General features: G+C 67.6%; 6 protein-coding genes. 2 read left to right on the top strand and 4 right to left on the bottom strand.

The annotated features are described in order from the left end of the window. From QOD90_RS02735 to QOD90_RS02745, 3 genes are all read right to left on the bottom strand, one after another. On the bottom strand, positions 1-396 hold a 396-nt coding region (locus QOD90_RS02735), incomplete at its 3' end, for a DUF6632 domain-containing protein (RefSeq protein WP_526346426.1). An 89-nt stretch (positions 397-485) separates the two neighbouring features. Then, positions 486-1,694 (bottom strand): MFS transporter, encoded by a 1,209-nt coding sequence (locus tag QOD90_RS02740; protein ID WP_526346428.1) that lies wholly within the window; start codon positions 1,692-1,694, stop codon positions 486-488. 49 nt (positions 1,695-1,743) lie between these two features. After that, entirely contained in the window at positions 1,744-2,202 is a 459-nt protein-coding gene (locus QOD90_RS02745; protein ID WP_526346430.1) for a MarR family winged helix-turn-helix transcriptional regulator, read from the bottom strand. Positions 2,203-2,308: 106 nt separating this feature from the next. Here QOD90_RS02745 and QOD90_RS02750 point away from each other — a divergent pair, with 106 nt between their 5' ends. Together QOD90_RS02750 and QOD90_RS02755 are read left to right on the top strand one after the other, a co-directional pair. Further along, the gene (locus QOD90_RS02750) at positions 2,309-4,366 is read left to right on the top strand and encodes a DUF2232 domain-containing protein (RefSeq protein ID WP_526346432.1); all 2,058 of its coding nucleotides are present in this window, start codon (positions 2,309-2,311) and stop codon (positions 4,364-4,366) included. Further along, positions 4,363-5,208: an energy-coupling factor transporter transmembrane component T gene (locus QOD90_RS02755; protein WP_526346434.1), complete on the top strand. Its 846-nt coding sequence runs from the start codon at positions 4,363-4,365 to the stop codon at positions 5,206-5,208. The genes QOD90_RS02750 and QOD90_RS02755 overlap by 4 nt, the downstream gene beginning before the upstream one ends. An 80-nt stretch (positions 5,209-5,288) precedes the next feature. On the opposite strand, the gene QOD90_RS02760 is transcribed toward QOD90_RS02755, so the two are convergent. Next, on the bottom strand, positions 5,289-5,915 hold a 627-nt coding region (locus QOD90_RS02760), incomplete at its 5' end, for an extracellular solute-binding protein (RefSeq protein WP_526346436.1).

Consider the following 5,915-nt stretch of genomic DNA (forward strand, 5'->3'; position numbering starts at 1 on the left):
CGTCGCCTTCGACTGCGGCTTGAGGTCGGACGCCAGCACCAGCGCCGATAGGACGACGGCCACCAGCAGCAGCGCCGGGACGTCGCCGGCGAGATGTCCCATGTGGTGCCCGCCCCCGAAGGACTGCGCCGCCATGATCAAGGCGTGGACGGCACTCGACCAGACGGCGAACCAGATGAGGCTGAGGTTGGCCTTCGGATTCCGCGCGGCGTTGAGCAGGAAGACGCCGAGGGTCGCGTACAGGCCGACGATCATCATGAAGTAATCGGACTCATACGGTGCTCCGGAATGCCACGCCCACCCCGACGGCCAGACCATGGCGAGGGGATACAGAAGTAGGGCGATCACGCCAAAGACCGCCAGCGCGAGTTGGAGAAGTTTGTAAGCCGCCGACATGGTGCCCCCGAGGTAAGTGCGAAACCGACAGTCTAAATACGTCCGCACTCGGTCAAAGGGTTCAAATGCCAACGACTGCAATCGGTTGGCTAGTCGTTGCCGACGGTAACCGCGGTGGCTTGGTCGGTCAGCTCGTCGACCTCGTCCTCGGCGTCGTCGATGTGAGTCAGGTAGGGCTTGCTCGCGACCAGGACCCCGGCGCCGAGCAGTACCGCGGCCGCGCCCACCCAGAACGGCAGGTGCGCGTTGAACGTCTCGCCGAGCACGCCGGCGAGCCACGGCGCGATGGCGCCGCCGCCGAACCGCAGGAAGCTGTACGCGGCCGATGCCACACCGCGCTCCACGGGCGCCGCCTTCATCACCGTCTCGGTGATCAGGGTGTTGTTGACGCCGATGAACAGCCCGGCAATCACCACGCACGTCGCGAGGACGGCCCTGTGGTCGGCACCAAGGGCCATCACGGCGAGAAGCAGTGAGAACGCGAGCAGGTTGAGGACGAGCACGCGGATGGTGCCGAACCGGCGCTGCAGGCGCGGCGCGACGACCACCGAGGTGAACGCCAACGCCACCCCCCAGCCGAAGAAGATGAGGCCGATCTGGTGGGCGTTCATGTCGAGCGGGAACGGCGTGAACGCGAGCAGGGTGAAGAAGCCGAAGTTGTACAGCAGCGCGGTGATTCCGACGCCGAGCAGGCCGCGGTGCTTCAGAGCGCGCAGCGGGTCGGCCAGGCTGGTCGCGCGTTCGGCGCGTGGCGTCGACGGCAGCAGGAAGGCCGTCACGACCAGCGCGACGGCCATCAGGGCCGAGACGCCATAGAAGGGCCCGCGCCAGGAGATCGAGCCAAGGACGCCGCCGACGAGTGGGCCGACCGCGATGCCGAGTCCCAGAGCGGCCTCGTACAGGATGATCGCCTGGGCCACCGAACCGCGGGCGGAGTTGACGATGGTGGCGAGGGCGGTGGCGATGAACAGGGCGTTGCCCAGCCCCCACAGTGCCCGCCAACCGACGATGCCCATCACGGAGTCGGACATTCCCGCCAGGCCTGCGCCCGCGATGATGATCACCAGTCCGACCAGCAGGGTGCGCTTCGGCCCGATGCGGCTGGACACCACTCCGGTGATCAGCATTGCGACGCCCATGACGGCCATGTAGCTGGTGAACAGCAAGGACACCTGCGACGGTGTGGCGTCGAGGTTGTCGGCGATCGGCTTCAGGATCGGATCGACGAGTCCAATGCCCATGAACGCCACGACGGAGGCGAAGGCGACGGCCCAGACGGCCTTGGGTTGGCGCCACATGGGGCGGTTGCTCCTATTCAGTAGGGGTTGGGTTGTCGGAGAATCGAATTCAGTGACCATTCCTGGCATCCACCAGAATCGTGCGCATCACGCGGACTGCTTCGGTCAGCGATTCACGATCGGCGGGCTCGAGACGTTCCAGGTAGGGGTCGATGACGGCGCCACGGTCGGCGCGCACGCGAGCCAGGGCCTCCCGACCCTTCGGGGTGATGCTGATGAGGACGGCCCTGGCGTCGGCAGGGTCGGTGATGCGTGACACCAGGCCGACGTCTTCGAGGCGACGGACCTGCGTGGTCATGGTCGGTTGGGAGCAGTGGTCGAAGGCGGCGAGGTCGGAGATGCGCGCCGCGCCCTGGTCCTCGATCGTCGACAGCAACCGGGCCTGGGCGTACGGGAGTTGCATCTTCACGCGCTGGGTGGCGAGTCGGTTGAGCCTGGCGACCACGGACAATAGATCCGCAGCGAGGGAGGAGTCTGCCGCTGGTTGCGTCGCAGATGGTGAGGGCATGCACTCAGTTTTACATAGGATCTCTATGTAGATCAACGCGGGCAATCGTGGCCATGGTCACAGCCGGCCGCGAATGCTCGCCGCCGACAGCTGGCAGAATCGAGAAATGGCCCGGACCGGCAGCGAGACCGGCGGTGGCGCACCTCGACGAGCTGGCTCGATGAAGCCCGACGAGTTGGCGCACGCCGCCGTCATGGCCGCATTGAGCGCGGCCACTGCGATCATCGCCGTCGTCGTCCCGTTCGCGGCAGGTCTGTCGGTGCTCGGCACCGTGCCCATGGGGTTGCTCGCCTACCGCCACCGCTTCCGGGTGCTGATCGCGGCGACGGTCGCGGGCGGCACCATCGCCTTCCTGATCGCCGGATTCGGTGGCTTGATGACGGTCGTCAACTGCGCCTACATCGGCGGACTGACCGGGATCATCAAACGCCGCGGCCGCGGCACCTCGACGATCACCGTCGCGGCGGTTCTCGCTGGCGCCGTCTTCGGCGTGGCAGGCGTCGGTTTCCTGCTGGTGTTCTACCGGATCCGCGACCTGATGTTCGAGTCCGTCACCGCCAACATCGACGGCATCGCCGCGATCATGCAACGCATCTCCGGGCTCGAGCCGGCCGCTCAGCGACTTCGAGACGACTTCGCAACGATGTTGACCTACTGGCCCGTCCTGATCGTCGGCGCCAGCATCCTCAGCATCGGCTCGGTCACCCTCATCGGATGGTGGGCGCTGTCGCGGGTGCTCGTTCGGCTCTCCGGGGTGCCCGACGTGCACAAGCTCGACTCCGTCGATTCGGCAGAGCCCGTCGGCCCGGTGCCCGCCCGGTTCCGTGACGTCCGCTTCCGTTACGACGGCGCCGACCGCGACGCCCTCGGTCCCGTGTCACTGACGGTCGACGAGGGCGAGCACGTGGCCGTCACCGGCCCCAACGGGTCGGGCAAGACGACGTTGATGTTGGTGCTGTCGGGCCGGCCACCCACCGCGGGCATCGTCGATCGGCCGGGAAGCGTCGGCCTCGGCAAGGCCGGTGGCACCGCCGTCGTCATGCAACATCCCGAGAGTCAGGTTCTGGGCACCCGTGTCGCCGACGACGTCGTGTTCGGGCTGCCGCCCGGCACCGCCACGGACGTCGACCGACTCCTTGCGGAGGTGGGACTGGACGGGTTGGCCGAACGTGACACCGGCGGGCTGTCGGGCGGGGAACTCCAGCGCCTCGCCGTCGCGGCGGCCCTGGCGCGGGAGCCGTCGCTGCTGATCGCCGACGAGGTCACCAGCATGGTGGACCAACAGGGCCGAGAGGGACTCATCTCGGTACTGTCCGGGTTGACGAAGAACCATCGAATGTCGTTGGTGCACATCACGCACTACAACGACGAGGCGGCGTCGGCGGATCGAATCATCGACCTCACGGGTAACGGTGGCACCGCGGACAACGTCGAGATGGTCAGCACCGCGCCAGCGCCGACGCCCACCAATGCGCAGACCCGCCGCGGTGGGTCACCGCTGCTGGAACTCAAGGGCGTCGGGCATGAGTACGGGCTGGGGACCCCTTGGACGTCAACCGCTCTGCGCGACGTCGACCTGGTCGTCAACGAGGGTGACGGTGTGCTGATCCACGGGCTCAACGGTTCCGGCAAGTCCACGCTGGCGTGGATCATGGCCGGGCTGCTGACGCCGACCGCGGGCACCTGCCTGCTCGACGGCGAGCCCGTCTCGGATCAGGTTGGCGCCGTGGCGATCTCGTTCCAGGCCGCGCGGCTGCAGTTGATGCGAGGACGCGTGGACATCGAGATCGCCTCGGCCGCCGGGCTGGACTACTACGACCACTCACAGATCGTCGCGGCGCTGGCGATGGTCGGGCTCGACCCGAACATCGGCCTGCGCCGAATCGATCAACTCAGCGGCGGCCAGATGCGGCGGGTGGTGCTGGCGGGGCTGCTGGCCCGCAAGCCGCGGGTGCTGATCCTCGACGAGCCACTGGCCGGCCTCGACGCGGCCAGTCAGCGGGGTCTGCTGGGGCTATTGTCTGCCCTGCGCCGAGACGCCGGGTTGACGGTCATCGTCATCTCGCACGACTTCTCCGGCCTCGAGGAACTGTGCCCACGCACGTTACATCTACAGGACGGCGCGGTGATGTCCGCACCGACGACGGCGGGAGGGGTCGGATGACGGCGCCGCAACGTCCTGCCCGGCGTCCTGCCCGGCCCGTGGTTCTGCTGCGACCGGTACCGGGCCGCACCGTCATTCACGAATTGTGGGCGGGCACGAAGCTGCTCGTCGTCGCCGTCATCGGCATCCTGCTCACGCTCTATCCAGGGTGGGTGCCGATCGCGCTGGTCGCCACGCTCGTGTTGGTCACCGCGAGGATGGCCCGCATTCCGCGTGGTGTCCTACCGTCGGTACCCCGTTGGCTTTGGGGCCTGCTGTTCCTCGGCGCGCTGACGGCATCGTTCGCAGGCGGAAGCCCGCACCTCACCGTCGCCTCGGTCGACTTCGGGCTCGGCGGCCTGGTGAAGTTCCTGCAGATCACCGCGCTCTCGATCGTGCTGCTCGGGCTGGGCGGGTTGGTGTCCTGGACCACCAACGTCGCCGAGATTGCGCCCGCGGTGGCCAAGATCGGCAGACCGCTCCGACTCTTGCGGCTGCCGGTCGACGACTGGGCGGTCACGCTTTCGCTTGCGCTGCGGGCGTTTCCGATGCTGATAGACGAGTTTCGGGTGCTGTTCGCCGCCCGCAAGCTGAGGCCCCGCGAGCCTGCCAACACCGGGAGGGAACGTCGGCACCGCATGTCGAGGGAACTCATCGATCTGCTCGCGGCGGCCGTCACGGTGGCGTTGCGTCGCGCCGACGAGATGGGTGATGCCATCACCGCTCGGGGTGGCGCCGGTCAGATCTCCGCACTGCCGTCACGACCGAAATGGGCTGACGCCGTGGCGTTTGCGATCGTGATCGCGATGTGCGCCGTCTCGGTGTACGTCGAGCTCTTCACCCCGCTGGCGACGAGCACCTAGCTTTTTGCCGCCGAGTGGCCACTTATGCTACGCAATCAGCCAAAATGCGTGCGATAACTGGCCATTCGGCACCTGCCCGCCTAGCGGTCGGCCGCAGCGTTGGCAGCAGCCTGTGCTTCCTTGAGGCTGCTCGGGACGTCGCGGCGGCCGAGGAACATCTCGTCGAAGTACGGTTTGAACGCCTGGTAGCCGGCTGCGAAACCCGGCCCACCCGGCGCTGCGATGCGAGGTCCGTCGAGCACCTTGAAGAACGGCGCGACGTCGACGCCCCTGGCGGCCCAATGGTTGAAGTACACGGGTTGCGCCGCGGTCACCGCAGGGATCGCGGCGCCGTCGGCTCCGAGGAACGCGTTGCCGCGGGTGCTGCCCATCCATTCGAGGACCTGGCGCACCGCATCGGGATGTGGTGAGGCGGCGTTGCCCGCCGCGGCGATTCCGTTGGTGACGCTGACGCGACCCGTCGGACCCGTCGGCAGCATGGTCACGCCCCAGCGGAAGGGTGCCTGATCCGCGATCGCGGACAGGTTGTAGGTGCCCGACTGGAATAGCGCCATCCGTCCCTGCAGGAACTGGTTGCGCGAGAAGTCGCCGTTGTCGTTGGTGTCCGAGGCGGGGGGAGCGACGTGTTGGTCGTTGACGAGGCGCACCAGGTACTCGAACGCCTGGATCGCCGCGGGGTTGTCGAACGCGAAGCGGTCCCCGTCGGT

The organism is Mycobacterium sp. (assembly GCF_032161845.1).
GTDB lineage: Bacteria > Actinomycetota > Actinomycetes > Mycobacteriales > Mycobacteriaceae > Mycobacterium.